Source organism: Glutamicibacter sp. 363 (genome assembly GCF_052379505.1).
Lineage (GTDB): Bacteria > Actinomycetota > Actinomycetes > Actinomycetales > Micrococcaceae > Glutamicibacter.
The window spans coordinates 87,526-111,238 of the sequence record NZ_JBQSYR010000014.1 but is presented as its reverse complement, the minus strand read 5'-3'; the positions used below and the strand labels follow the sequence as shown (position 1 = coordinate 111,238).

The 23,713-nt window shown below is 61.9% G+C and carries 23 protein-coding genes; 10 read left to right on the top strand and 13 right to left on the bottom strand.

All coding sequences use genetic code 11. From position 1 onward, the window contains the following. The first annotated feature begins 83 nt into the window (after positions 1-83). The 4 genes from ACT3UA_RS10385 to ACT3UA_RS10370 all read left to right on the top strand — a co-directional run bounded on the left by ACT3UA_RS10385 (position 84) and on the right by ACT3UA_RS10370 (position 2,888). Positions 84-1,487 carry a PucR family transcriptional regulator gene (locus ACT3UA_RS10385; protein WP_096283504.1) on the top strand — a complete coding sequence of 468 codons (1,404 nt, stop codon included), beginning with the start codon at positions 84-86 and terminating at the stop codon, positions 1,485-1,487. A gap of 19 nt (positions 1,488-1,506) precedes the next feature. Continuing rightward, a complete protein-coding gene (locus ACT3UA_RS10380; protein ID WP_096283502.1) occupies positions 1,507-1,941 on the top strand; it encodes a hypothetical protein in 435 nt (144 codons plus the stop codon). Continuing rightward, entirely contained in the window at positions 1,941-2,453 is a 513-nt protein-coding gene (locus tag ACT3UA_RS10375) for an HIT family protein (protein ID WP_096283500.1), read from the top strand. The genes ACT3UA_RS10380 and ACT3UA_RS10375 overlap by 1 nt, the downstream gene beginning before the upstream one ends. Positions 2,454-2,540: 87 nt before the next feature. Then, positions 2,541-2,888 carry a hypothetical protein gene (locus tag ACT3UA_RS10370; RefSeq protein WP_141393446.1) on the top strand — a complete coding sequence of 116 codons (348 nt, stop codon included), beginning with the start codon at positions 2,541-2,543 and terminating at the stop codon, positions 2,886-2,888. Positions 2,889-2,954: 66 nt separating this feature from the next. Here ACT3UA_RS10370 and ACT3UA_RS10365 read toward each other — a convergent pair whose 3' ends face one another. Further along, entirely contained in the window at positions 2,955-4,052 is a 1,098-nt protein-coding gene (locus ACT3UA_RS10365; RefSeq protein ID WP_096283496.1) for a polyprenyl synthetase family protein, read from the bottom strand. A 286-nt stretch (positions 4,053-4,338) separates the two neighbouring features. On the opposite strand from ACT3UA_RS10365, the gene ACT3UA_RS10360 reads away from it, so the two are divergent. The 4 genes from ACT3UA_RS10360 to ACT3UA_RS10345 all read left to right on the top strand — a co-directional run bounded on the left by ACT3UA_RS10360 (position 4,339) and on the right by ACT3UA_RS10345 (position 8,295). After that, positions 4,339-5,676, top strand: a complete 1,338-nt coding sequence (locus tag ACT3UA_RS10360) for an isochorismate synthase (RefSeq protein WP_096283494.1) — start codon at positions 4,339-4,341, stop codon at positions 5,674-5,676. A 150-nt stretch (positions 5,677-5,826) separates the two neighbouring features. Further along, positions 5,827-6,609: an ABC transporter substrate-binding protein gene (locus ACT3UA_RS10355; RefSeq protein ID WP_096283492.1), complete on the top strand. Its 783-nt coding sequence runs from the start codon at positions 5,827-5,829 to the stop codon at positions 6,607-6,609. Between the two features lie 98 nt (positions 6,610-6,707). Beyond that, positions 6,708-7,499: an amino acid ABC transporter permease gene (locus tag ACT3UA_RS10350; RefSeq protein WP_096283490.1), complete on the top strand. Its 792-nt coding sequence runs from the start codon at positions 6,708-6,710 to the stop codon at positions 7,497-7,499. A 13-nt stretch (positions 7,500-7,512) separates the two neighbouring features. Continuing rightward, a complete protein-coding gene (locus tag ACT3UA_RS10345; protein WP_096283487.1) occupies positions 7,513-8,295 on the top strand; it encodes an amino acid ABC transporter ATP-binding protein in 783 nt (260 codons plus the stop codon). A gap of 69 nt (positions 8,296-8,364) precedes the next feature. Here ACT3UA_RS10345 and menD read toward each other — a convergent pair whose 3' ends face one another. From menD to ACT3UA_RS10330, 3 genes are all read right to left on the bottom strand, one after another. Then, on the bottom strand, positions 8,365-10,056 hold the full coding sequence (menD, locus tag ACT3UA_RS10340; RefSeq protein WP_255248332.1) for a 2-succinyl-5-enolpyruvyl-6-hydroxy-3-cyclohexene-1-carboxylic-acid synthase: 1,692 nt from the start codon (positions 10,054-10,056) through the stop codon (positions 8,365-8,367). A gap of 137 nt (positions 10,057-10,193) precedes the next feature. Further along, on the bottom strand, positions 10,194-12,320 hold the full coding sequence (locus tag ACT3UA_RS10335) for a PhoX family protein (protein ID WP_096283483.1): 2,127 nt from the start codon (positions 12,318-12,320) through the stop codon (positions 10,194-10,196). 113 nt (positions 12,321-12,433) lie between these two features. Then, positions 12,434-13,441, bottom strand: a complete 1,008-nt coding sequence (locus ACT3UA_RS10330; protein WP_096283481.1) for an o-succinylbenzoate synthase — start codon at positions 13,439-13,441, stop codon at positions 12,434-12,436. An 80-nt stretch (positions 13,442-13,521) separates the two neighbouring features. Here ACT3UA_RS10330 and ACT3UA_RS10325 point away from each other — a divergent pair, with 80 nt between their 5' ends. After that, positions 13,522-14,385, top strand: coding sequence for a phosphatase PAP2 family protein (locus ACT3UA_RS10325; protein ID WP_096283479.1), 864 nt, complete (start codon positions 13,522-13,524; stop codon positions 14,383-14,385). Between the two features lie 64 nt (positions 14,386-14,449). On the opposite strand, the gene ACT3UA_RS10320 is transcribed toward ACT3UA_RS10325, so the two are convergent. The 4 genes from ACT3UA_RS10320 to pdhA form a co-directional block, all read right to left on the bottom strand. Next, a complete protein-coding gene (locus ACT3UA_RS10320; protein ID WP_096283477.1) occupies positions 14,450-15,415 on the bottom strand; it encodes a hypothetical protein in 966 nt (321 codons plus the stop codon). Positions 15,416-15,679: 264 nt separating this feature from the next. Further along, positions 15,680-17,095, bottom strand: a complete 1,416-nt coding sequence (locus ACT3UA_RS10315; protein ID WP_096283474.1) for a dihydrolipoamide acetyltransferase family protein — start codon at positions 17,093-17,095, stop codon at positions 15,680-15,682. Then, on the bottom strand, positions 17,096-18,178 hold the full coding sequence (locus ACT3UA_RS10310; RefSeq protein ID WP_096283472.1) for an alpha-ketoacid dehydrogenase subunit beta: 1,083 nt from the start codon (positions 18,176-18,178) through the stop codon (positions 17,096-17,098). It lies immediately after the preceding gene. A 2-nt stretch (positions 18,179-18,180) separates the two neighbouring features. Further along, a complete protein-coding gene (gene pdhA, locus ACT3UA_RS10305) occupies positions 18,181-19,344 on the bottom strand; it encodes a pyruvate dehydrogenase (acetyl-transferring) E1 component subunit alpha (protein WP_096283470.1) in 1,164 nt (387 codons plus the stop codon). Between the two features lie 223 nt (positions 19,345-19,567). On the opposite strand from pdhA, the gene ACT3UA_RS10300 reads away from it, so the two are divergent. Next, positions 19,568-20,020 (top strand): Lrp/AsnC family transcriptional regulator, encoded by a 453-nt coding sequence (locus tag ACT3UA_RS10300; RefSeq protein WP_096283468.1) that lies wholly within the window; start codon positions 19,568-19,570, stop codon positions 20,018-20,020. A gap of 58 nt (positions 20,021-20,078) precedes the next feature. Here ACT3UA_RS10300 and ACT3UA_RS10295 read toward each other — a convergent pair whose 3' ends face one another. The 5 genes from ACT3UA_RS10295 to paaB are packed head-to-tail and all read right to left on the bottom strand — an operon-like array spanning position 20,079 to position 23,712. Continuing rightward, complete coding sequence (locus tag ACT3UA_RS10295; protein ID WP_444616331.1) at positions 20,079-20,864, bottom strand: enoyl-CoA hydratase/isomerase family protein; 786 nt, start codon at positions 20,862-20,864, stop codon at positions 20,079-20,081. A 10-nt stretch (positions 20,865-20,874) separates the two neighbouring features. Further along, entirely contained in the window at positions 20,875-22,035 is a 1,161-nt protein-coding gene (gene paaE, locus ACT3UA_RS10290) for a 1,2-phenylacetyl-CoA epoxidase subunit PaaE (protein WP_096283464.1), read from the bottom strand. Further along, a complete protein-coding gene (gene paaD / locus ACT3UA_RS10285) occupies positions 22,032-22,529 on the bottom strand; it encodes a 1,2-phenylacetyl-CoA epoxidase subunit PaaD (protein WP_096283462.1) in 498 nt (165 codons plus the stop codon). Before paaD ends, paaE begins: the two co-directional genes overlap by 4 nt. Before the next feature lie 35 nt (positions 22,530-22,564). Next, a complete protein-coding gene (paaC, locus tag ACT3UA_RS10280; RefSeq protein ID WP_096283460.1) occupies positions 22,565-23,425 on the bottom strand; it encodes a 1,2-phenylacetyl-CoA epoxidase subunit PaaC in 861 nt (286 codons plus the stop codon). Then, positions 23,422-23,712: a 1,2-phenylacetyl-CoA epoxidase subunit PaaB gene (paaB, locus tag ACT3UA_RS10275; protein ID WP_096283458.1), complete on the bottom strand. Its 291-nt coding sequence runs from the start codon at positions 23,710-23,712 to the stop codon at positions 23,422-23,424. The genes paaC and paaB overlap by 4 nt, the downstream gene beginning before the upstream one ends. Between the last annotated feature and the right edge of the window lies 1 nt (position 23,713).

Here is a 23,713-nt window from a genome sequence, read left to right as displayed (position 1 = left end):
TGGGCAATTCTCCAAGAAAATTGTCCATAATCTGAACAACTGGGTTTTTCGGGAACTTTTGCGCGGCACCATAGAATTGCCGTATGGCAATCACACTACGCGCCCTATTGGCCCTTGACGAGCTGGATCTTCGTCCGCTCAACGATCATTCGGCAGCCAATGACACCGCAATCACCTGGGGCGCGGTCACCGAACTTCTCAATCCGGCAGACTTCCTCACCGGCCGGGAAATCGTGCTCACCACGGGGGTCCGGCAGAAGACGACGGCCAGCCAACGAGAATTCGTCAAGACCCTCGCGCAGAATGACGTCGTGGCCTTGGGCTTCGGCACCGGCTTGGGCCACAAAAATGTCCCAGCCTCAATCCTGCAGACAGCAAATGAGGTCGGCCTCCCGGTCTTCGAGGTTCCCTATCAGATTCCCTTTGCCGCAATCACTCGCATCATCGCCGAGGCGCTGAACGCGGACCACCTGCAGCGGCTCGAACGCCTGCTGCGCTCGCACCAGCGGCTGACCCGCGCATTGCTGTCCTCCGATCTGGACACCATGCTCGATGAACTCGCCCGGATATTGAAGACCGACGTGGCGTTGACTCTTTATGGCGAAAGCATCAGCGGCAACTACGACGAGCAACGCGATTGGAATAGCCTGCCGGTGGCCACCGGCATCCGCGACAAATGCATTCTGCACCTAGCGCAGCCGTACGCGCCAGATCCTCTGATCGAATACGCGCAGTCGCTGATCGGACTTGAGGTTGCCAACAACGCCCGGCTGCTCGCCTCGGAACGCCAAGCCAACGGCCAGGTGCTAGCGGACCTGGCCGCCGGCACGCTGGCCGGGGACGATGCGACGGTCAGAATCGGCGCGCTGGGGCTCAATCCGAAGCGCGAGCATGCGGTGATCTTGATTCAGGCCGCGACGCACCCCGAACGCTTGCCGGCGCTGCCCTTGCCGGCCGAACTGAGCTCACAGGTTTCCGTAATCGTCGAGGACCGCCTGGCGATTATCGTGGCACACAACCAGCTGCAGCATTCGATTCGACGACTTGATGCCTACCTGAATGACGCGGGTATCACCGCACGGGTGGGATATGGCGGGCGCTACCCGAATACCTCGGGCATCCGGTGGAGCTATTTTGAAGCTCTCGAAGCCTTGCGCCATGGTGACCGCGTCAACGTGCCCAATAAGTTGTCGCTGACCTCGCTGTTGCTCGCCGCCCGAGATGTTCCCTTGCAGGACCTGGCCGAGGAAGCCTTGGGACCGATTCGCAAATTTGATGCAACTCACGATTCCGACCTTGAACGGACGCTGCGCGAATACCTCAATCGCGACGGCTCGGTAGGCGCCGTCGCGGAATCACTGGGCTTGCACCGCAATACCGTGCGCTATCGCATGCAGCAGATCTCTGAACTCACCGGGTACGACCCGAACGTCACCAGCGATCGCGTGCAGCTGTGGATCGCGTTGAGCGCACTTGAACTGGGCTAATTCTCGATAGGATAAAGACATGGCTGACATGTTTCTTGAAAAGTTCCGTTCCCTCGTCCCCAAGTACCTTGAGGACCAGTGGAATGAAGCTGACGGATTGACCGCCGAAGAATTGGCCGAGGGGCTGGCCCAATCGGGGGTTTCCATTCCTTTCGTGCTCGAAGAGTTCTACCTCGCGGTCGGCAATAACGAGGACTTCACCGAGGCCTACCATTTCTTCTTCGACCCCGAAGAGCTGGAAATCGACGGGGATTACCTGTTGTTCCTCGAAGACGAAGAAGAGAAATACGTGTGGGGCTTTAAAGCCTCCCAGCTCGACGTGCCGGATCCGATCGTATACCGCCGCAATAATGCCAAGGGAACCTGGGTCAGCGAAGAAGGAACCTTCAGCGAATTCACCTTGGACCTGTTCAGCTGGGTCTTCGAAGAACTAGCCGCCGAACTGGATGACTAGTGCTGCATAGTTCCCATGAACCAGCAGGATATCGCTGCCCTTTTTGCGAGCTTGTCAACGAGCAGCCATTTAGCGAAGGCAACCTCTGCGCGCCGAGCGATCTGATTTATCAGACCGAATTGGTTGCCGCGATCATGGCCTGCGACGGATTCGGGAACTACGGCGGTCATGTGATGATCATTCCCACCGCGCATTTGGAAGCGCTCTACGACCTGGACGAGCGAACCGGCGCTGCCATCATGCGGGAGACCAAGCGCGTCGCCCTGGCGATGAAATTGGCGTGGAATCCGGAAGGAACCAGCACCCGCCAGCACAACGAGCCTGCGGGCAATCAGCATGTCTGGCACTATCACCAGCATGTGTTCCCGCGCTATGCAGACGACGAGCTGTACCGCCAGCTGCGCCACCGCGTCCCGGTCGACGAACGGGCGCAGAAGGCCAGGGAGCTGCGCGCGGCGCTATGCTCGCCCGATCACCCAAACCGGTTACAGCAGGCGGAAATTATTCGCTGAGTGAGGATTGCGTTTCACCCCTTCACCAAGCGCCCTGCACCGGCTACGGTTATGGGAACAAACCGGCTACGCTCTTTGGTGATGGTGATGGTGCAACGCAGTAAAGACACGCATAAACCCACGATCCTGGCCGTTCTCGCGGTCTTCGTTTCCTGCGCCGTGCTCTGGAGCATGACTCAAGCGACACCCAGCGCGGCACAGAACTGGCTAATCATAGCGTGGGTTATTCTGGCTTCCGCGGCGACCGCAGGCATGCTCAATACTCCGAAGGTTTCTCGGCTTGCGTGCTTGGTGATCACTCTTGGGTCGTTGGCTGTTGCGCTGTCCGCTAAGCTCTCGGGGATTAGCGAACCGCTGCTGCTCACCCCGTTCTTCGGTCTCGCATTTTGCTTCTTCCTGCAATTGCTCGCCGCGAAAAATCCGGCAGTGCCCTAGCAGATTAAAACAAAGCGCTGCTTGCGATCCCGATTGAGATCGCAAGCAGCGCTTTGGTGCGTAGAACTAGGCTTCGCGGGTCACGACCGCATCGGCGAAGGAAATCAGCGCCTGCTTGATGGTTCCCTCGGGCAGTGGCGCAAGTACGGCAATGGCGTCGTCGGCCCAGCGGCGGGCGACTTTCCATGCTTCGGTGGTGGCCGGGTGCGCGGCGACCGCCGCGACGGCGACCGCCAGCGCCTCATCGGTGCTCAAGTCCGCCTCGACCAGTGCTACGGCCGCCTGCGCCGCTTCGTCGCCGTGCTCGGCTGCTTGGCGCAGCAGCAAGATTGGCAGCGTCGGCACGCCTTCGCGCAAGTCCGTGCCGGGAGTCTTGCCCGATTCGGCTTCCTTGGACGCAATATCAATCACGTCGTCGGCTACCTGGAAGGCGACACCAACCTTTTCACCGTACTCGCGCAGCACATCGATAAATTGCGGGCAGCCGCCGAAGTTGGCGCCATAGGCCCCGGAGGTTGCCAGCAGGGAAGCGGTCTTGTCGCTGATCACCTGAATGTGATGGGCAATCGCGTCTTCGCTTTCGCGCGGGCCGATTGACTCGTGCAGCTGGCCGAGGCACAGCCTCTCGAAGGTGCGCGCCTGCCAATTCACCGCCTCGGTACCGAGCTCGGCGCCAAAGACCGACGCACGGGCGAAGATCAGGTCTCCGGCCAGGATGGCCACAGAATTTCCCCAGACCTCATGGGCGGTCGGTGCACCGCGACGCATGGGAGCTGAGTCCATCACGTCATCGTGGTACAGCGTAGCCAGGTGGGTTAACTCAACGATAGCGGCGGCCTTGATGACCTCGTCGTTGATGCCCTCGCCGAGCAGCGCCGTGAGCAGCACCAGCAGGGGGCGCACACGTTTGCCGCCGGCCTCCACAAGGTGGCGGCTGGTGGCATCTATCAGCGGGTCGGAGTTGGCGATCGCGTCGCGCAGCAGCTTCTCAACCTTGGCCATGCCGGTGGAGATGGCGGGACCATACTCCGGGTCCTCGGCGATCAGCGCGAAGCCCGAGGGAAGATTGAGGGCCGCAGCGAGTACCGCGGTTTCAGGATTCAGCTCAATCGAGTCGGACACGTCGTGCCCGGCTGCGGTCCAGTTGCTCTTGGAATCAGTCACTGTTTTACGGCTTACTTATCTTTCATCGGGTTGGTCATCGCAGAGTGCGAAGACTCCATGCATGCCAAATGCACGCAAACTTCACTCTAGCCGATGCTTACCAGTCAACGTCTTCGGGCGCTCCGCAACCACCGTCAATGACAGTCGAAGTACCCGAACTGTATTCGCCCCCGAGTTTACCGGTTGGCGCGGGCCCGGAGGAACAGACCCGGCGCATCTCACATGGGTGAGCAGCAACACCTCCACGCGACCGTCCAGCCTGTTGCGCGGTAGGCTTAGCCTTATCATGTCTGCCGATTCGACCGCTCTCGCCGCCAGCGCGCATCAATCAACGACACCGGCCCTGACCAGTGTCACCTTCGATTTCAAAGATGCCGCGCAGTCATTAATTTCCGATTCCCTCCGCCACCACGCCATGGTTTGGACGCGCAACGGAAATGGCCTCGTTGGATTCGGCGTCGCCGCCCAGATCCACACGCAGGGCGAAGAGCGTTTCGCACAGGCCCGGGGATGGTTTGCCCAAATCATCAAGCTGGCGCAGATCACCGACCCGATTGCCCGTCCCGGCAGCGGCCTGGTCGCCTTCGGTTCGTTCGCTTTCTCCTTCACCAGCACCTTCGCCTCACGGCTGGTCATCCCTGAGGTGGTCCTGGGCAAGGACGGGGAGCAGGCATGGATCACGATCACCGGACCGGCGAAGAAGCTCGAAGGGATGAAATTTGCCGACGCCCTGCGATTGGCCGAGGAAAAGCTCGCGAGTTCGGCAATTCCCGCCCAGGATCCGGGGGAAATCGAGCTCACCACCGGCCAGCTCACCGCGGGATCCTATCTGGAAGCCGTGACGGCGGCGCTGGGACAGTTCGAAGAGCGCGGCATTTCCAAACTGGTGCTGGCGCGCGACATCCTGGCTCGGAGCACCAAGCCGATCGACCTGGCCTCGGTGCTGCGCATCTTGACCGAACAATATGAGAATTGCTGGACCTACGCCGTTGATGGATTGGTTGGCGCGACTCCGGAGATGCTGGTGCGCGTCACCAACGGACTTGCCGAGGCTCGCGTGCTGGCCGGTACCCTGGACCGGGCCACCGAAGGCGCCAATGCGCCGGGCTACGCGCAGGAAAAACTCTTCGAGGATCCCAAGCAGCGCCACGAACACCAGTTGGCTATCGACTCGCTGACCGAATCCTTGAACCCGATTTCCCATGGCATGCAGTCGCCCGAGGAACCGTTTATCCTCGCGCTTCCCAATGTCTGGCATCTGGCAAGCGACGTCCGCGCCGAATTGCGCGCCGACGCCGAGGGCCAGCTCCCCTCGGCACTGGATGTTGCGCAGATTTTCCACCCGACCGCCGCCGTATGCGGCACCCCGACGAAGCCTGCCGGAGTATTGCTGCGCGAATTGGAAGGCATGGACCGCGGCCCCTATGCCGGACCGGTGGGCTGGGTGGACAGCCGCGGGGATGGCGAATTTGGCATCGCACTGCGCGGAGGAATGCTCGAAGCCGAGAATCTCATGCGGCTCTACGCAGGATGCGGCATTGTGCCCGGCTCCGAACCGGTAGCCGAGCTGGCCGAGTCCTGGGCCAAGATGCGTCCGATGCGCCAGGCCCTGCGCGCGGAATAGAACCCAGCGGCCGATGAGCCGAATCTGAGCATAAGCAAAGCTGATGCTTTGCGCGTCATGTGTGATGGAAGTCTCGGTCTAGTGCGTCCGTGGTTATGATTGTTCCTACGCAATGATCCACTCGCATTACCGAAAGTAGGTTCTGATCCTATGCGTCCTCTCAAGAAACGCTTCGTTTCAACTCTCGCCGTTTCCTCGGTGGCCCTCTTGGCCCTCACCGCCTGCGGTTCGGGGACTTCCGATGAGTCCGAAGACAGTGGATTCCCGGTCAACGCCGGCAAGCTCACCTTTTGCTCAGATATCCCCTACGAGCCTTTCGAATTTGTCCAGGACGGAAAGAATGTCGGCTTCGACATGGACATCGCCGCCGAAATCGCCAAGGATGCCGAGCTCGATCTGAATGTCATCGATGCCAGCTTCGACTCGATCGAGTCGGGCCTGTTCAGCGTGCAGTGCGATATCGCGATCTCCTCGGTCTCCATCACCGAGGAACGTGCAGCCAAGATGGATTTCTCCACCCCTTACATGGACGATGATCTGGTGCTGATTGCGGCCGAAGGTTCGGGAGTCACCGATCTGGAGTCCGCGAAGGGCAAGAAGGTCGGCGTGCAGCAGGCGACCACCGGCGAGAAGTACGCCAAGGAGCAGGGGCTGAACAACACCATCGGCTACGAAGATGCCGGCCTGCAGACCCAGGCGCTTCTTGCTGGCCAGGTCGACGCATTGCTGGGCAACCAGTCGGTGCTTGGCTACACCATCAAGGACAAGCCAGGCTTCAAGGTGGTCGCTGACTTCAAGACCGGTGAGCAGCTAGGTATTGCGGTACCAAAGGAACAAGCCGAAACCCTCGAGCTGGTCAATGGCACCCTGAAGCGTCTGACCGATGCCGGCACCATGGAAGAACTGACCGTGAAGTGGTTCGGCGAGAAGTAATTCTGCATCGCTGAACGAATGAACACCAGGCGGAGTCGAGGCGAGACTCAAAAAGTCCTCGCCTCGGCTCCCCTTACCTTTACGAGAGGTTTTCAAGCATGGCAATGACTACAAGTCAGCGTGCCCGCATGAGCAAGACCATCCAGATCGTGATCTTCGTGATCGCGGTCATCGCGATTCTGTTTGCCGTGGACTGGGAGAAGGCACGCTATGCGTTCTTCTCCTTCGAAAAATTGGGACCGATGTTCCCGGACATGATCCTGATTGGCTTGCGAAACACCGTGTTCTACACGGTGATTTCCTTCGCCTTCGGCCTGGTCCTGGGTTTGCTGCTGGCACTGATGAAGATGGCCTCGTTCGCACCGTACCGGTGGTTCGCAACCGCATTCATCGAGTTCTTCCGCGGCATTCCCGCCATCCTGGTGCTCCTGGCCTTCGGTTTCGGTTTGCCTCAGGCATTTGGAACCAACTGGCCACAACCGGTGAACATCATGTTCGCCTTGGGTCTGGTCTCCTCCGCCTACATCGCGGAGACCCTGCGTGCAGGTTTGCAGGCTGTGCCCAAGGGCCAGACCGAGGCCGCCCGTTCGCTGGGCATGCCCGCCTGGCGCGCAATGGTCACCATCGTGATCCCGCAGGCATTCAAGATCGTGCTCCCTCCGATGACCAACGAAATCATCTTGCTGACCAAGGACACCTCGCTGGCCTTCATCCTCGGGGCCGCCTTCACCCAATACGAGATGACCAAATTCGGTCGTGACGGCATCTCATCACTGGATGCAGGTATCACTCCGCTGGTCGTTGCCGGTCTGTTCTACCTGGTGATCACCATTCCGCTGAGCCTGATTGCTCGCAAGTTCGAATCCCGCTCGGCGCGGACCAAGCGATAGTTAGGAACAGAGAATGACGACTCCAAATAATGAGCTATCGGTCAAAGCTTCGGGCGTGAGCATCGTCGGGCTGCGCAAGGCCTACGGTTCCAATGAAGTGCTCAAGGGAATAGACCTCGAGGTCAAACCGGGTGAAGTGGTGTGCTTGATCGGCCCTTCGGGTTCCGGCAAGTCCACCTTGCTGCGCTGTGTGAATCTGCTCGAACAGCCTAACGGCGGAACCATCCACGTGGCAGGTTTCGAGACCACCGATTCGGAGGTCAATCTGGATAAGATGCGCCAGAACGTGGGCATGGTCTTCCAGCAGTTCAACCTCTTCCCGCACCTGACGGTGCTGGAGAACTGCACGGTGGCCCAGCTCAAGGTGCTCAAGCGAAACAAGAAGGACGCCAGCAAGATCGCCCTGAGCAATCTGGAACGGGTAGGCCTGGGAGATTTCGGCGAACGCTACCCGGATCAGCTCTCCGGTGGGCAGCAGCAGCGCGTGGCGATCGCCCGCGCGCTCTCGATGGAACCAACGCTGATGCTCTTCGACGAGCCAACCAGTGCCTTGGACCCCGAGACGGTGGGCGAAGTTCTGTCGATTATGAAGAACCTCGCCAAGTCCGGCATGACGATGCTGGTGGTCACCCACGAGATGAGCTTCGCCAAGGAAGTTGCCGACCGTGTGGTGTTCATGGACGGAGGCATCGTGGTCGAAGAAGGCAAGGCCGTGGATGTGATCGGCAATCCGCAGCAGCCGCGCACGCAGGACTTCCTGCGCCGGGTTCTGGACCCAACACACGTAGACCTCTAGGCGGCATGGTCCGCAAAAAGCAGGGCATGGAGTCGGCGATCGCTGATTCCATGCCCTGCTTTTTTGGGATTACGCGGGCCAGCGAAGTTCGGCTATGCGCGAGGCGAGTTCCAGGCTATCGGCCCGCAGCCCCGCTCTGCTCGCAGCGATTTCGATCAGCCGCAGCTTGCATGCCTTGGGGGTCCGCAGCGCCTCGCGCAGCTCGGTCCGCGTCGCTACCAGTTGGTATCGCCATCCATAAGCCGCCGCCAGCGCCTTCAGCCGGGCATTTTGCGGCGTGGCGAAGAGCCGCTCGACCGTCTGCGCGTAGCGTCCTGACTGCTCTACCTGCCCGTGTTCCAGCGTGGAGAAGATCGCGCCTCCCCCGTCGTTATAGACCACCACGTCGAGGTCCGGCTCCGCTTCCCCCGGGGTCCACGCCAGGGAACTGGCGTCATGCAGGAAGGTGATATCTCCCATGACGCTCAGCGTCGGTTCACCGGTGGCCACCGCCAGGCCCAGCGCGGTCGAGATCGTTCCGTCGATCCCGGCAAGCCCACGGTTGGCGAATACCCTAGCCCCGGCCGCGGCGGCGGGAATTGCGGCTAGGTCGAAGTCGCGGACGATATTCGAGGATCCCAAAAGCAGCGGGCCGCAATGCGTCCGCCAAATTTCCTCGGCAACCACCGGGCCGGTGAGCAGCGCTTCGTCCGCCAGGCCCTGCCGTACGGCGAGCGCCTGGGCATCGAGGTCCCGCCAAGCCGCCATCCACCCTTCCGGCGCGCTCCCGGCGAATTCGACCAGTTTCTCCGGTTCGCTGATCACCATTTCGCGGCGGCGTCCGGGTTCATACCAGGCCACCGGTCCCGGCTGCCAGATCGCGGTGGACACCGCTCGGTTCGCCAATAACTTCCCCACCGGGCGGCTGAGCGTAGGACGGCCGAAGAGCACCACGCGGTCAATCTGCCCCGCCCCCACGGCAAGCAATGGCCGGTAGTGGCCGATGGCCTGGGTGGAATGGCGTGCGTTGGAGGATGGTTCGGCGAACAGCGGCAGGCCGAGCGCCTCGGCGAAGATCTGGGCTTCGGCGCCGGCTCCATGGCCGGCGACCACGACGGTACGGCGGGTAGCCAGGCCCTCGGGTTTGGCCCAGGGTGCCGGCGCTGTGGCCGTGTGCCACCGCCCCGGGCTCAGTTCGGTCCAGGCCTGCTTCTCGACGCGGTCTGCGTCTGCGGGCGTCAGCGGGTCGCGGAATTGCAGGTTCAGCTGCACCGGGCCACCAGGCTGCCGGGTTGAACCTGCCAGGGCCGCAAGTGCTTGGGCGAGCGCTGGTGCCGGGTCGGCACCCGCGGCGACGTTCAACGCCGCACGCACGTGGGAGCCGAATAAGGTCTTCTGGTCGGTGCTTTGGCTTGCGCCGGTCCCCAGTAGTTCATCGGGGCGGTCGGCGGAGAGCACCAGCAGCGGCGTTGCCGTGTGGTTGGCCTCCATGATGGCCGGCAGCAGCTGCCCGATCGCGGTTCCGGAGGTGGCGGCCAGCGCGACGGGAATCTTTGATCCGTGGCTCAGCCCCAGCGCCAGGAAGCCTGCAGAACGCTCGTCGATGCGTACGTGCAACCGCAAATGTCCGGCGGCTTCCGCCTCGGCTGCGGCGTAGGCCAGGGGTGCGCTGCGTGAGCCCGGGGAAAGCACCAGGTCGCGCAGCCCGGCGCGAATCAGTGCGGCCAAAATCTGACGCGCCGTGTCAATTGCCGGTTGTCCTTCATCCTGCCGCGCGCTCACGCCGTGTTCCACCCCTGAAGTATCGCCTGAAAGCATCGGTTCAAGTCTATGCCCAGTTATGGCAAGACCCCGGTGCAGGCGCTCAGTGCTGCACTGAGTCGCCCTCACCGGGGTCTAGGGTCGGCTAAGACTGAAGACTAGTCTTTGTTATTGCCGTTCCCATTACCGTTTCCGTTGTTGCCATTTCCATTGTTTCCATTACCGTTGCCCTGCTTGAAAACCTGGACCACGGATGGGCGCGGGCCGTAGAACTGGCCCTTCCCGACCGAATCTGCGGAATTGATGAAGTCTGGAAAGAGTGAGGTCGGCTGCGCGAAGCTGCCGCCCTCGCCCGGGTGCTGGACGGAGACGAAGACCGAGTTGTCCTTGTCGTGCACTACCGGGCCGCAGGTCTCCGCACCGGTTGGCACTGCCAGGAACTGCTCGACCCGTCCGCGATCCTTGCCGTGCAGGCTGACCTTGTGCAAGGCGTCAGACAGGCCGATGACCCCTGGTGCGCCATCGGTGGAGATCCACAGGTTGCCGGCCGAGTCGAAGGCGAGGTTGTCCGGGCAAGAAATCGGCGAGACCTTATCGGTCGGGTACCCGGAGAAGTAGGTCGAGGAGTTGACCCGTGGGTCGCCGGCAACGAGCAGGATGTTCCAGGTGAAGCGGGTGCTGGTTGCGTCGTTCCCGGCTTCGGTCATTTCCAGCACGTGGCCGTCGCGGTTCGCGATACGCGGGTTCTGCTCGGTAGCGCCTTCCTTGCCGGCCTTGCCGCGGTCGGTGTTGTTGGTCAGCGCGACATATACCTTGCCCGATACTGGGCTCGGCTCCACGTCCTCTGGACGGTCCATCTTGGTGGCGCCGGCCTTGTCCGCGGCCAAGCGGGTGTATACCAAGACCTCGTCAACGCTCATGCCTTCGACCATCGATTCACCGTTTCGCACCAGTGGAATCCACTGGCCGGTGCCGTCGAATGCGCCGTCCGTTGGAACCTGGCCGCTTCCGTCAAATTCGGAAACCGGGGAGTTCCCGGCGAACTTGGCCACGTACAGGTCGCCCTCGTTGAGCAGGGACATATTGTGCTGGCGATCGTTCTTGCGGTAGGTGTTCTTCGAGACGAACTTGTAGATGTACTCGAAACGCGAGTCATCCCCCGAGTAGGCAACTGCCTTGCCGTTCTTCGCAATGCGTACCGTAGCGCCCTCGTGCTTGAAGCGCCCCAGGCTGGTGTGCTTGACGGGCGTGGAGGTTGGATTCTGCGGATCGATCTCAACGATCCAGCCGAAACGGTTCGCTTCGTTTTCGTAGCCCGCATTGTTCAGGCCAAAGCGTGGATCGGTCAGTTCCCAGCCTCGGTCGGTAGCACCGGTGCCGAGTCCGTAACGGGTTTCCTCGGCGGTTCCGCGGCCCTGGAAGTACTGGTCGAAATTCTCTTCGCCGGAGAGCACGGTGCCCCATGGGGTGGTTCCGCCGGCGCAGTTGTTCAAGGTACCGAGCACAAGCTTGCCGGTTGGATCCGCGACGGTCTTCAGCAGATCGCTGCCGGCGGCAGGGCCAGTAACGGCGAATGGGGTGCTTGCGGTGATGCGGCGGTTGCGTTCCCCGCCGACCACGTAGGTCCAACGCTTGTCGTTCTTCTTGCGCTTGATCTCCACGACGCTCAGACCGTGGGAGCTCATCGCGATGCGGCGGGCTTCGTCGGTGTTCTCGGCAAACCACTGGGCATCGAACATCATGTCTTCGTTGGAGTACTCGTGGTTGGCCACCAGCACGCCGGTGCGTCCGGAATACTTGTCGGCGATGATGTCCAGGTAGTCGCAGTTATAGCCGAACTGCAGGTCCTGGGCCTTCGCGGACTGCTTCATGGCGTCGAATTCCGGGCTCGACTTGAATAGCGGATCGCCCCAACGGATGATCGCGTGCCAGTCGTAGCCTTCGGGGACGCTCATATTGTCCACGGAACGCGAAACCGGATCGATGGCTTCGAATTTCAGGTGGCCGCCTTTGCCGAGGCCGGTCTCCACCAGCGGTGCGGCCACGGCGCCCGGGGCTCCCAGCAGCTGCGGGCCGATCACCAGCGCCGAGGCGCCGACTGCGCCTAAGCCGAGCACGTTGCGGCGCGAGAGGGCCTGGTCGGCGATGTCCTTGAAGTAGCTATTACCCGAGGTGTTGCACTCTGGCTTAACGCAAGCGTCGCCACATTTGAAGTGGCAGGTAGCTGCGGAACGTCCGCCGCGGGTGTGGCCCAGCATCGGCAACAGGGTTCGGATGGGATTCATAACTACGGCACTTCCTCATTCTTTGGCTCAAGTTCAGGGGAACGAACTAGTTGAGCTTTTCATCAAGAGGTGAGCTGTTGCCGTCGCGCAGGTTAACTGCGCGTAAACACCTGTCAGGAACGGTTTTCTGGTTGCTCCAGATACGCGTAGCAGTCACGGAGGCGTTGTTCCCACCAAATTCTGCGTGGCGCGGCGACCCGCAGCTTGAGCAATTTCTCGGCTTCCGGCTCCACTGATCGAACCGGGAGCTGACCGGCGGTGGCCAGCAACGGCTTCGAGGTCACGTCCTCGGCGAATAGCGAGCCGGTGGACAGTCCGCAGGCATAGGGAAGCTCCGGCAGAGCCGCAGCCAGGGCGGCGGCCTGCGCCAACCCCACGGAGGTGTCCAGGGCGCTGGAGACCACCACGTCCAGCCCTGATTTGGCGGCGATTTCCAGCACCGCCTTGATGCCTCCCAGGGGCTGGGCCTTGATCACCATCAGGTCCGCTGCACCCAGGCGGGCGACTTCGAGCGGATCGGTATGTTTGCGCACGGCCTCGTCGGCGGCGATTTTCAGCTCTACTCCGCGGGCACGCAACCGTTCGCGGACCTGGGCCAGCCCGGTAATTCCGGGAACCGGCTGCTCGGCGTACTGCAGGTCGTATTCGGCAAGTGCCAGGAGCGCGGTGACGGCTTCCTCGATCCCCCAGCCGGTATTCGCATCGACGCGCAAGGCAGCCTCCGGGAAGAGCTGGCGGGTCTTCGCGACCCGGGCAATGTCATCTTGCAGGCTCTGGCCCTTCTCGGCGACCTTGATCTTGATGGTGTGCGGCGCATCGTAGTTCGCCAGAACACGGCTCACTTGGTTCGCAGCCACCGCCGGAAGCGTCGCATTGACCGGGATGCTGGAGCGCAGGGCCGGCGGGAAGGGCTGATAGGCGGATTCGATGGCCGCGGCAAGCCAGCGCGAGGCCTCTGGCGGACCGTATTCGAGGAAGGCGGAGAACTCTCCCCACCCGGCCGGACCCTGAATCAGCAGGGCTTCACGCTCGGTCACCCCGCGGAATTTCACCCGCATCGGTAACCGCACCACGTGCGCATTCGCTATCAGTTCTTCCACCGGAGGCAGGGCAAAATTCATAAGCCTAGACTATCGATAGTGTCTAGGCTTACAGGCATCGGCGATAGGGCTGGCCCGCCGAAATGTGAGATTCTAGAGTCATGAGTCCGCGGTCTTTCCTCAGTACCCCTCGCCACCTTCGCTGGTGGTGGGCCTTGGTGCTGCTCGCCGGACTATTTGCCGTCGAATATTTGTTCTTCGTTCAGCTTCGCGTAGGGCAATGGGCCGATCAGGCCGCCTTCGTGGGCTGGACCCAGTGGTGGCCGCGCACGGAAATACTTGACCCGGCGCGCGAATTCTTGAATCTCCTGCCGTGGATCTGCGCCGGAATTTCAGGGATTTTCTTGCTCTACCGGGTGATTCGGGATCGTAGTTTCCTGCGTGCGGCCCTTGCCGTCGCGGCGGTGGCCGCGGCGTTGCTGAGCACCCAGGTACTCAAACATCTGCTTCTGGAACGGCCCGACTTCAATTTCGGCACGGCTGGTAATTCTTTCCCTTCCGGACACACCACGGCAGCCGCCGCAGCCATGGGGCTGATGTATCTCATTTCGCCGCCCAAGCTTCGCCCGGTGGTGCAGCCTATCGCCTGGATCTTCGCGACGGCCACGGGACTCGCTACGCTGATCTGCGGATGGCACAGGCCCAGCGATATCGCCGGAGGATTCCTCATCGTGGCGTTCTGGCTGGTGCTGGCCAGCGCCATCCTGCAGCGCATCCAACCGCTGGCACCGGTCGTTTCAAAATCGGCGTGGTCCCGTAGGACCGGGATAAGCTGCCTGGTGATCTGGTTGCTGGTTCTGGCTGCCGCAGTCTTGCTACCGCACCCGCACATCCAACGCATCCCCGAAGCGCTGCTGATCGCCTATGCGATCCTGGGATTGGTGCATGTGACTGCGGTTTCGCTCATCGCCGGACTGTGCCTGCGCTCGGTAATCCTGGGTCCGACACGCCAGCTGCAAAGCTAGAAGGATACGCCTCGCCGAGGCACGGTCTATTTGACCTCGTTGGCCGGGACCTAATGACCGCCGGTCAGGCTTGCTGCAATTTTGCCTGCAAGATCCCGGCCGCACGTTGCGACTCGGGTACGGTGACCGCGAAGCGTTTGCCGTTGTGCAGTTCGAGGGCCAGTCCCTCGCTCTTGCCAAGCGCCACGGCGGAACCTCCGGGGAAGAACCGCCAGCCCCAGCCGCCCCACAGCATCGGTGAAATTTCTTCGCTGTGCACATCCTTGATCTGGTCCAGGGCAAGGGTGCGCAACGGGAACCCGAAGATGGCCGAGGACACCCGGAGTTTATCGCCGTGGATTCGCACGCGCACCAGACAGATTCCGAGAACCAATGGGGTCAGCAGCAGCACAAAGATCGGTCCAGCGACCAGCAGAATGAGGCTTTCGGAACCGTCATCGCCCTTCATCACGGTCAGCATGAGGATACCCATCACCAGCGGGAATAGTCCCAGCAGCCAGAAACCCCACGGGGCGCTGGCTTTCTGGTTGAATTCCTCGGTGGCCTTCTGGGCCACGACCTGTACCGGTTCATCCAGCTTGCGCCCCTGAGCTTGGGCTACGCGACGGCGGCGCTGTTCTTGGCGTTCGCGCCCGAATTGCTGGTACACCCCGGCAATCCAGACCGGCAGCAGGCCGATGAGCGAAGCGAGCACACCAACAAAGGTCATCCCACCGCTCACCGCCTGGGTGGGATCCCCGGCTAGTGCCGTAGGCACGGCGCAGGCTACGAACAGTCCGGCGCTGGTCCACGCTGCCATGGCGCCGAGGAACAGCAACGCAATATGCAGCATCGGCTTGTTGGCCAACGCCAGGGAGAGCAAACCGAGCAGTCCGCCGCCGATGGCGAGGCTCAAGCACACCGCCACAAAAACACGGGTGTCGGTGAAGCCGTCGGGGTATGAACTTCCGGACCAGTGGGTGGCGGTGATCGCGGGCAGGCTGTCACCCAGGACCAGTCTCGTTCCCAGCACCACCAGGAGCGGCAGCACCAGCAGGAGCGTGACCAGCGAACGGTGCTTGACCTCAAAGCGTGATGTTGAAATGATCGCATCCTATTCACTGGGGTTGGTGCTCGGCTGGTGCATGTCGATTTTTGATACCCTGAATGCCTCGCCGAAGTATTTAAATCATTCTAGTAAACGCTTCATGGCTTGCAAATACTTGGTGTGATTGCCAATCATTGTGCTGCTTGGCCGGCAAATAGCTATCGCCCGGCACGGGGCCGGGCGATAGCTATTGATTGATCTTCTTCCCTACAGCGCTGTCAGGGCCGCCTTCGGATCGGTCATGGCATCTGCCACGAAGCGCAGGAACCCTGCGGCCGTTCCGCCGTCGCACACCCGGTGGTCGAAGCTCAACGTCATCTCGCAGATCGAGCGAACCTTGATCTTGCCGTTGACTACCCACGGTTTTTCGACGACCCGGCCGATGCCCATAATTGCCGCTTCTGGGTAATTGATGATCGCGGCCGAGCCATCCACGTTGAACACACCGTAGTTGTTGATCGTGAATGTGCTGCCGGACAGATCGCTGACCTGCGCCTTGCCCTCACGGGCCAGGGCCGCGAGACGGGCGAACTCTGCCGAGAGCTCGACGGCGTTGAGCTTATCTGCACCACGCACGTTCGGCACCACCAGACCGCGATCGGTTTGCGCGGCGAAACCAAGATTCACCCCGTCGAACACGGTATGGCGCAACGAGCCATCGGCTTCGGTGTCGATGCGGCTGTTCATCGCCGGGAAGCGAGCAAGCCCGGCGACGGCGAAGCGTGAGATCAACGCGAGCATGCTTGGCGCACTGCCCTGCGCTTCCTTGAGCTTGCCGCGAAGCTTCAACAGCTTGGTGACATCCACGTCCACCCACACAGTAGCTTCGGGAATCTCTCGGCGCGAGGTGGCCATCGCGTTGGCGATGGTCCGGCGCACGCCGGTAAGCACCTGCGAGCTGGCCACCGGCAAGCCGGTGCGCGCATCGGCCTCCGCGGAGGCCGGCTGCGCTGCCGAGCCCTGGGCAGGCTTGGCCTGCTCCTGCTTGGCCTGCTCCTGCTTGGCCGGAGCTGGAGAATCGGCAGCAGCTGCGCCCTGGCCAATGAGCGACTGCACATCGCTGCGCAGAATCAGCCCGTCGGCTCCGGTGCCGCGCACCTGGTTGATATCCACGGAGTTCTCGCGGGCGAGCTTGCGCACCAGCGGATTGATAACCCGGGTGGCCACCGAGGTCGTTTCGCTGGAAGCCGCTGCCGTGGTGATGCCGTTGCGCGGGCGACGGCGGCGGCTGGCGCCGGTCTTGGCGGCACCGGTTCCGTAGCCGATCAGCACGTTGCCGCTGCCTTCGTCTTCTTCCGCTGGCGCTTGCGTTCCGGCAAGCTCCTCCTCGAGGTAGCTCTGCGCACCGGCGGCTGGATCGTCGTCCGGGGCTGCTTCCGCTCCCCCGGTATTCACCGAGAAGAATGGCTCATCAACCAGCATCATCTGGCCGGCCTCGCCGTGCAAGGTGGAAACTACGCCCTCGAAAGGCGAGGGGATCTCCACCAATGATTTGGCGGTTTCCACCTCTGCGATGGGCTGGTCCACGGCCACCGAGTCGCCGGCGGCAACCATCCAGCGAACAAGTTCCGCCTCGGTCAGCCCCTCGCCCAAGTCGGGCAGGAGAAAAGTCTTGACGCTCATTTATGCCTCCCACTGAAGTTGATCTACCGCATCGAGGATGCGCTCGGCACTTGGCAGGTTGTATTTCTCCAAGGTTGGTGCCGGATAAGGAATGTCGAAACCGGTCACCCGCAATACCGGGGCGGCCAAGGAGTGGAAGCAGCGTTCCTGGACGCGGGCCACGATTTCGCTGGCTACGGAGACGAACCCTTGGGCTTCGGCCACGACGATCGCGCGTCCGGTTTTGCGTACCGAGGCGCAGACGGTCTCATCGTCGAAGGGCACGATGGTGCGGATGTCGATGACTTCGAGGCTGATGCCCTCCTCGGCGGCGAGTTTTGCCGCTTCCATGGCGGTGGACACGCTCGGCCCGTAGGTGATCAGCGTGGCGTCGGAGCCGGCTCGGGCGATCCGCGCACTGCCTTCGGTGCGTGCCGCACGCTTGGCTTCGTACTCGGCGGCCAGCTTCGTGAGGTCCACCTGCTCCTTGGACCAGTAGAGCTTCTTGGGTTCGAAGAACACGACCGGATCCGGCGAGTCGATCGCCTCGCGCAGCATCAGGTACGCGTCCTTGACGGTGGCCGGGGTAAAGACCTTGAGTCCCGGGGTGTGCGCGTAGTATGCCTCGGAGGAATCGCAGTGGTGCTCCACGCCGCCCACGCCGCCGGCATACGGGATGCGGATGACCATCGGCAGCTCCACCTTCCCGCGGGTGCGGTTGTGCATCTTGGCCACATGCGAGGCGATCTGCTCGAAGGCCGGGTAGGCGAAGGCGTCGAACTGCATTTCGATCACCGGGCGCATCTCGTTGATGGCCATGCCGATGGCCATGCCCACGATGCCGGACTCGGCCAGCGGGGTGTCGAAGCAGCGGTCGGTGCCGAAGCGTTCGGTCAACCCGTCGGTGATGCGGAAGACCCCGCCCAGGGTTCCCACATCCTCGCCGAAGATGACCACGGAGTCGTTGGCCACCAGCGCGTCGGCGAGCGCGGTGTTCAGCGCCTTGCCGAAGGTGACCGGCTGGTTTTCGTTCGCTGCCTGGGCGGCTGCGCGTGCGGTTGCATCGCTGACGTTCGGGTTCACCCGTGATGTCGTGGCGGTCATGGCTAGGCCTCCTCGCGGGCTAGTTCGTCGGCCAGCAGCGCCTGCTGCTCGGCCAGCTGAGTGGTTTTGGAAGCAAATACGTGTTCGAACAATTCGCTCGGCGGAGTATCGGCGTCTTGGTTCATGCCGTCGCGCAGCTGCTTCGCGACCGCCTCGGCGCGCTCGGTGATCTTCGCCTGCGCTTCCTCGGTGAGCAGTCCGGCATCGTCGAGGTAGGCCTGCATGCGCGTCACCGGGTCTTTGGCGATCCAGCCCTTGACCTCGGCGTCCTCGCGGTAGCGCTTGTCATCGTCGGCATTGGTGTGGGCCTGCATGCGGTAGGTGTGCGCCTCGATCAGCAACGGGCCGTTGCCTTCGCGGGCCAGCCGCACCGCGCGTCCCATCACGGCCATCAGCGCCATCAGGTCGTTGCCGTCTACGCGCTCGCCTGCCATGCCGTAGCCGACGGCCTTGTGCGCCAAGGAGGGTGCGGCCGACTGCTGCGCGAGCGGCACGGAGATGGCGTACTTGTTGTTCTGCACGAAGAAGATCACCGGAAGCTTGAAGACCGCGGCGAAGTTCAGCGCCTCGTGGAAGTCGCCCTCGCTGGTGGCGCCGTCGCCGCACATGGCGACCACCACGGTGTTCTCCCCGCGCAACTTGGCCGCATGGGCCACGCCAACCGCGTGCAGCAGCTGGGTGGTCAGCGGGGTGGACATCGGAGCGCAGTTGTACGCCTTGGGATCGTAGCCGCAGTGCCATTCACCGCGGAAGCTGGTCATGACCTCCATCGGGGCTACGCCCTTGGTGAGCACGGCGACGGTGTCGCGGTAGGTCGGGAACAGCCAGTCGCCGGCGTCCAGGCACAGGGACGCAGCCACTTGGCAGGCTTCCTGTCCGTGGCTTGAAGGGTACACGGCCATGCGTCCCTGACGGACGAGGGCCGAGTTCTGGTCGTTGACACGGCGGCCGACGGCGAGGGCGGAATATGCGTCCATGAGCTCGGCGGGGCTTGGCAGCGGGTACTCGTGCCCCGGCTCGGTGCCTTGCTCGCTCTGCTCGCGCAGCGTTCCATCCGGATCCAGAAGATTAATCATGTGCCGCGCTGGCAGCATGTAATCTTCGGGGGTAATCCCGAACTTCTTGCTGACCTCGGAGATGCGATCTTCGTGAGCTTCGGTGCTCATGCCATCCCGCCTTTCATTCTCTGGTTGGGTCTCAAGAAACCATGTCCTGTGACTCAACTCACCCAAACATCATTTGCAATCAATTATGCGCAGGGCACTCAATTTGTATCCAGTCCGGAGTCGAATCGTAGAAAGTTGCGCTGAGGATCCGTATACTTGTAGACGATTAGTACGCACAAAATGGGTTTGGCGAATACTCGTCCTGCCCCTGCAAGGAGAAGAAATGGCCGCGGATGCGGAGCTGAAGCTGGACGATGTTGACCGAGCGATCTTGGCCGAGCTCACCAACGACGGGCGGCAATCGGTGACGACGGTGGCGCAGCGCGTGCACGTTTCCCGGGCCCACGCCTATTCGCGAATCGCAAAACTGCAAGATGCCGGGGTCATCACCCGATATACCGCCGTGATTGATCCGGTGAAGGCGGGGTTGAAAGCCAGCGCATATGTAACCCTGAAATTGCGCCAGCACTCCTGGCGGGAATTGCGCGACCACCTCGCCTCGATTCCCGAGGTGCACCACATTGGTCTGGTCGGCGGAAATTTCGATGTGATTCTACTGGTCCGTGCCAAAGACAATCTGGATCTGCGACGCGTGGTTTTTGAACATCTGCAATCCTTGCCTACGGTGCTGGACACCCAGACCTTACTGATCTTCGAGGATTCCGATACCCGCTAAGCGCGGACAGCAAAAAGCGGGCGGAACAGCATTTACTGTTCCGCCCGCTTTTCGCCGTTTAGTTGCCGCCGGTAAAGACCGGTGGCCGTTTCTCCTGGAAGGCCTTGAACCCTTCGGCATAGTCGCTGGTGTCGCACAGCGCCGCCTGCGCCTTGTTTTCGGTGCGCATGGAGGTCCAGAGCCCTACCCGCTGATCGCGGATCTCGGCGACAAGCGCCTTGGACGCGACAAAGGCCTGGGTCGCGCCGCGGGCCACCTTCGAGATAATCTCTTCGCTGCGCTCGATCAGCTCATCGGCCGGGAACGCGCGAGAAAATAGTCCCGAGCGCACGGCCTCCGCGCCGGAAATCAGCTCGGCGGTATAGATCATGTCGAGCGTCCGGTGGGCTCCCAGACGCTCGGTGAGCAGCCAGTGCCCGCCGGAGTCGAGGGTGGCGCCGAGATTTGCGAACGGCGAACCGATCTTCGCATTCTCCGCGACATACACTACGTCGGTGGCTACCGCGAGGCCCAGCCCAACACCCAGGCAGGCGCCTTGCACGATGGCGAAGGTGGGGGCCGGGAAACTGGACATCTTCTCCAGCAGCGGCTGAACCTGTCCATCCAGGTACCCCATGACGTCGTCATCGGCCGGGTTGACTCCGGAAATATCCCGGCCCGCACAGAATCCGCGGCCTTCGCCGGTGAGCACCAGCGCTCGTACCGTTCCCTCGGCCACCCCGGACGCTGCCCGGTCGTAGGCCTCGGAGAGCTCACGCAGAGCGGCCGGGTCCAAGGAATTCATCTTCTTCGGTGCGTTGAGCACCACGCGGGCGATGCCCTGGTCAATGCTTAGCTCGATCATGGCTTATCCCCTAGGAGTCGAAGTTGACGCTGAGCTTGTCGCTGGTTGGGTGCGACTGGCAGGTCAGCACGTAGCCGGCCTCCACCTCTTCCGGTTCCAGCGCGTAGTTCTCCGCCATGGACACGGTTCCCGAGGTGACCTTGGCACGGCAGGTGCCGCAGACCCCGCCGGCGCAGGCGAAGGGAACGTCCTGGCGGACTCGCAGAGCCGCATTGAGCACGGTTTCGTTGGCCCGTACCGGGGACTTCACCTCTCCCTGCAAGCCATCGAGGGTGAAGCTGATTTCGATGCTCTTCTCGTTTTCATCGACAAGCACGGGCCGTCCCACATGGCCCTGCGGACGATTCGGCTCACCGGTGGTGAACAACTCGAAGCGCACCTTTTCACTCGGGACTTCCAGCTCGGTGAGCTGATCGCGAACCATCTGGACCAGTTCGAAGGGACCGCAGAGGAACCATTCGTCGACCTGCTGTGCCTGCAGCACATTGGTAAGCAAGGCCGAAAGCTTCTCGGCATCGATACGTCCGGAGAGCAAGGGGGAAATGCGCTGTTCGCGGCTCAGCACGTGGTGCAATGCCAAGCGAGCCGGGTAGCGATCCTTCAGATCTGCCAGCTCCTCCAGGAACATTACGTCCATGGCCGCCTTATTGGCGTAGATCAAGTCGAATCGGGTATTTTCGTTCGCTTCGAGAATGGTGCGTGCAATCGCCAAGACCGGGGTAATCCCGCTGCCGGCGGCCACCGCCACGAACTGGTCCTGGTTCACGGTATCCACCGAGCTCGGGTCGTTCATTTCGGTGAGCTTGTGCTTCGAAATGAACGCGCCGGTGGGACTCATCACGTCGATCTGGTCTCCGGCGACAAGTTCTTCGTTGGCCCAGGTGGAGAATTGGCCGCCAAGGTCGCGCTTGATTGCGACCTTGATCAGCTCACCGGTCGGTGCCGCGCAGATCGAGTAGGAGCGGCGAACCTCAACTAGTTCGCCCTCCGTGTTTGGCAGTTCCTTGCGCAGCGCGACGTACTGGCCTGCCAAGTAATCGAAGTCGCTTGAAAGCTCTGCCGGGATCGCGAAGCTGACTTCGATGGAATCCTTGGTCAGCCGGCGCACCTCGGCGACCGTCAGGCGGTGGAAAGTGGCCCGACGACGGGTGGGGGTAGTTTGTTCGCTCATGAAAGCACCTTGAAATAGTCGAAGGGTTCTAAACAGTCTTTGCAGGAGTACAACGCCTTGCACGAAGTCGAAGCGAAGCGCGCGAGCTCTCGGGTGTTCAGGGAATGGCACCGTGGGCACTTGACGCTCATGCCTACGGTGACGCGCCCGCTATGTCCGGTACCGGTCGGCGGGGCAATTCCATACTCTTCGAGTTTGCGCTTGCCATCCTCGGTCATCCAGTCGGTCGACCAGGCCGGGGTCAGTACCAGCTTCACGTCGACCTTCTCGATGCCCACCGCGCGGAAGGCCAGGTACAGATCTTCGGTAATCACGTCCATGGCCGGGCAACCGGAATAGGTCGGGGTGATCACCACCTGCACGCTGCCGTCCGCATTGGCGTTGACCTCGCGCAAGATGCCCAGATCCGCGATGGACAGCACCGGAATTTCTGGATCAGTGACCTTCGCGGCAACGCCATAGAGTTCTTCTGCACTGGTTATTGCATTGCTCAAGACTGCTGCTCCCTTCAAACGGATTAGGGAATCGGTTACCAGCTCGCACCGGGGTGCTTGCGGGCAAGAACTTGCATCTCGGCCAGGATGTAGCCCATATGTTCGGAATGCTCTCCGGCGCGTCCATGCGCCATCGCCGATCCCGACTTCGGTTTTTCTAGCCCGGCTTCGGCGAGGACGGCGGTGATCTCCGCGTCCCATGCATCGCGCAGCGAGGACGGGAGAACCGCCACCTCGCCGAGTGTGCGGTGCAGCTCCTCGTCCTGGAACATCTCTCCGGTGTATGGCCAGAGGATCTCCAGCGCGTGGCGCATCTTTTCGGCCGATTCCTCGGTTCCCCGTCCCAAGCGGATGGTCCAGGCGATGGCGTGGTCCCGGTGGTAATCAACTTCCTTGACCGCCTTGGCGCAGATCGCCGAGATGGTTTCATCCGTCGATTCCAGCAATCGGCTGTAGAGCAGGTGCTGGTAGATCGAGACGATGAGCTGGCGCATGATGGTCACGCCAAAATGTCCGTTTGGCTGCTCCACGATATGCAGCGAGGTAAATTCCTCTTCCTCGCGCCAGTAGGCCAGATCATCTTCGGTCTTATCCCAAGCCAAACCGGCATAGGTCAAAAATGAACGGGCATGGCCGAGGATATCAAGGGCAATATTGCCCAAGGCAATATCTTCCTCGATTTCCGGCGCACGGGAGATCCAGTGCGAAAGCCGTTGGGCCAGGATCAGTGCGTCGTCTCCGAGGTGCAGGGCATAGGCGGCGACTTCGTCGCTTGGCTTGGCTCCTGCCACCGCGATGTCTTCCGGGCGCAGCGCGTTGCCCGGGGTGACGCGGGTGGCCGAGGCCAGCGCGTCGCCGAAGCTATCGAGCGAAGCGTCGAGCTCTTCGTGGTTCACAGGTGCTTCACCCCTTCGCTTGCCTTGTAGTAGGTGGCGTGGCGGTAGTCCTTGCCCTGCGGCGACTCGAAGAACGCGTCCTTGCTGTCCGGGTCGGAGGTGATGATATCGGTGGAAAGCACCACCCAGAGGGAAATGCCTTCGTTGCGCCGGGTGTACAGATCCCGGGCGTTGCGCAGGGCCATTTCCTTATCCGGGGCATGCAGCGATCCGGCGTGCACATGCGAGAGTCCGCGGGAGGAACGGACGAATACTTCCCACAGGGGCCAATTGCTCTTTTGGCTCATG

Coding starts and splice junctions, on each gene's coding strand:
- ACT3UA_RS10300 (WP_096283468.1), top strand. CDS start 19,568: ATGGCCGCGGATGCGGAGCTGAAGCTGGACGATGTTGACCGAGCGATC.
- ACT3UA_RS10385 (WP_096283504.1), top strand. CDS start 84: ATGGCAATCACACTACGCGCCCTATTGGCCCTTGACGAGCTGGATCTT.
- ACT3UA_RS10350 (WP_096283490.1), top strand. CDS start 6,708: ATGGCAATGACTACAAGTCAGCGTGCCCGCATGAGCAAGACCATCCAG.
- ACT3UA_RS10315 (WP_096283474.1), bottom strand. CDS start 17,095: ATGAGCGTCAAGACTTTTCTCCTGCCCGACTTGGGCGAGGGGCTGACC.
- paaB (WP_096283458.1), bottom strand. CDS start 23,712: ATGAGCCAAAAGAGCAATTGGCCCCTGTGGGAAGTATTCGTCCGTTCC.
- ACT3UA_RS10360 (WP_096283494.1), top strand. CDS start 4,339: ATGTCTGCCGATTCGACCGCTCTCGCCGCCAGCGCGCATCAATCAACG.
- ACT3UA_RS10310 (WP_096283472.1), bottom strand. CDS start 18,178: ATGACCGCCACGACATCACGGGTGAACCCGAACGTCAGCGATGCAACC.
- ACT3UA_RS10355 (WP_096283492.1), top strand. CDS start 5,827: ATGCGTCCTCTCAAGAAACGCTTCGTTTCAACTCTCGCCGTTTCCTCG.
- ACT3UA_RS10335 (WP_096283483.1), bottom strand. CDS start 12,320: ATGAATCCCATCCGAACCCTGTTGCCGATGCTGGGCCACACCCGCGGC.
- ACT3UA_RS10370 (WP_141393446.1), top strand. CDS start 2,541: ATGGTGCAACGCAGTAAAGACACGCATAAACCCACGATCCTGGCCGTT.
- paaE (WP_096283464.1), bottom strand. CDS start 22,035: ATGAGCGAACAAACTACCCCCACCCGTCGTCGGGCCACTTTCCACCGC.
- ACT3UA_RS10380 (WP_096283502.1), top strand. CDS start 1,507: ATGGCTGACATGTTTCTTGAAAAGTTCCGTTCCCTCGTCCCCAAGTAC.
- pdhA (WP_096283470.1), bottom strand. CDS start 19,344: ATGAGCACCGAAGCTCACGAAGATCGCATCTCCGAGGTCAGCAAGAAG.
- ACT3UA_RS10295 (WP_444616331.1), bottom strand. CDS start 20,864: ATGATCGAGCTAAGCATTGACCAGGGCATCGCCCGCGTGGTGCTCAAC.
- ACT3UA_RS10330 (WP_096283481.1), bottom strand. CDS start 13,441: ATGAATTTTGCCCTGCCTCCGGTGGAAGAACTGATAGCGAATGCGCAC.
- ACT3UA_RS10325 (WP_096283479.1), top strand. CDS start 13,522: ATGAGTCCGCGGTCTTTCCTCAGTACCCCTCGCCACCTTCGCTGGTGG.
- ACT3UA_RS10345 (WP_096283487.1), top strand. CDS start 7,513: ATGACGACTCCAAATAATGAGCTATCGGTCAAAGCTTCGGGCGTGAGC.